The sequence below is a fragment of the Mesorhizobium sp. M2A.F.Ca.ET.039.01.1.1 genome (assembly GCF_003998035.1).
Taxonomy (GTDB): Bacteria; Pseudomonadota; Alphaproteobacteria; order Rhizobiales; family Rhizobiaceae; genus Mesorhizobium.
Map to the genome: position 1 here is coordinate 1 of NZ_RZRY01001058.1, position 1,651 is coordinate 1,651.

The 1,651-nt window shown below is 61.6% G+C and carries 1 protein-coding gene; it reads right to left on the reverse strand.

Going from position 1 to position 1,651, the window contains the following annotated elements:
- On the reverse strand, positions 1-1,567 hold a 1,567-nt coding region (locus tag EOA24_RS37205; protein WP_245501952.1), incomplete at its 3' end, for an extracellular solute-binding protein.
- Positions 1,568-1,651 lie beyond the last annotated feature (84 nt).

The following is a 1,651-nucleotide window of genomic DNA, read 5'->3' on the forward strand; positions in this document are numbered from 1 at the left end:
CAGCGACATAGTCTTCCTTGGTGCGGGCGTTCAGCATCGCGTCGATCGCGGCGTCGACGGCAGGATCGGCGACGCCAGCGAGATTGAACGACCCTTCCGTTTTCGCGGCAACCGATCCCCAGCGGCCGAGTTGCTCGCTGCCGGGCGACAAGGAGTTGTTGAAGCCGCTGGTGCCGATCAGCACCTCGAAGTCGTAACGCTGCTTGCGCGACTGGATCTGGTCGCCGTCGAGCGAGCGGATGCCGACGTCGATGCCGATCTTTTCCAGCGTGCGCTGGTAGATCGCCGCCAGCCGCTCCTCATCCTGCGATGAGGTCAGGATTTCGAAGCCGAAAGGGTTTCCCTGCGGGTCGAGCATCCTGCCGTCCTGGACGCGGAAGCCTGCGCTTTTCAGCAATTCGAAGGCGGCTTTGAGCACCTTGCGATCCTGGCCCGAACCGTCCGTCTCGGGCGGCCGCCAGGTGCCGTCCATGACATCGGCAGGCACACGGCCGGGGTAGGGGGCAAGCAGCGCCCTTTCGCGATCGTCGGCCGGGTGACCGAGCGCGGACAGCTCGGAGTTCTGCCAATAGCTCATGGTGCGGTTGAACTTGCCGCCGAACAGGTTCTTGTTCGCCCATTCGAAGTCGTAGAGCATGCCAAGCGCGCGGCGGACCACGGGATCAGCAAACTTGGGCAGCCGCGTGTTGAACAGGAAGCCGGTCACCACCGGCGGGATGCCGGTGTTGAAATACTCCTCCTTTACATCGCCCTTTCGGAATGCCGGAAAGTCGATGTCGCGCTCACGCTTGACCGGATCGGTCTCGTCATCAAGGGCGCAGATGCCTTTCTTGAACGCCTCCGTCTTGGCATTGGCGTTGAGAAAATACTCGATGGTGACCTGGTCGAAATTGTCGAAGCCGCGCTTGGAAGGGACGTCCTTGCCCCAATAATCCGGATTGCGCTTGAAGACGATGCGTTGCCCGGGCAACACCTTGTCCACGATGTAGGGGCCGCTGCCGATCAGCGGCTTCAGCGTCGTCTTGTCGAACGTCTCCTTGTCGAAGGCGTGCTTCGGGACGATCGGCGTCAGCGCGACGATCAGCGGGAATTCGCGATTGGCCTTGTCGTTGAAGGTGAATTTCACGCTGTGCTCGCCGGTCTTCTCCAGCTTGGCGATCATGCTCATGCGGTCGCTATAGGGCGGGCGGCCCTTGTCCTTGAAAACGTCGTAGGTGAACAGCACGTCCTCCGGGGTCACCGGCTGGCCGTCCGACCATTTTGCATTGGGATTGAGGTGGAACTCGATCGACTTGCGCTCCTGATCCATGTCGGCGCTCCCGGCAAGCAGGCCGTAGAGGCTGAAAGGCTCGTTGTAGTTGCGCTGCATCAGCGGCTCGAAGACGAGATTGCCGTAGACGGTATCGATCATGCCGCGCGCGGTGGTACGCAGGCTCTTCAGGATGAAGGGGTTGAGGTTGTCGAAGGAGCCGACGACGCAATAGGTGACGCTTCCCCCTTTCGGCGCGTCCGGATTGACGTAATCGTAGTGCTGGAAGTTGTCGCCGTATTTGGAGTCGCCGATCAGCGAGGAGGTGGTGCGCCATTCATCCGCGAAGCCGGCCTGCAGGCTGCCAGCAAGGGCGGCCGCGATCAGTGCGGATTTGGGAAC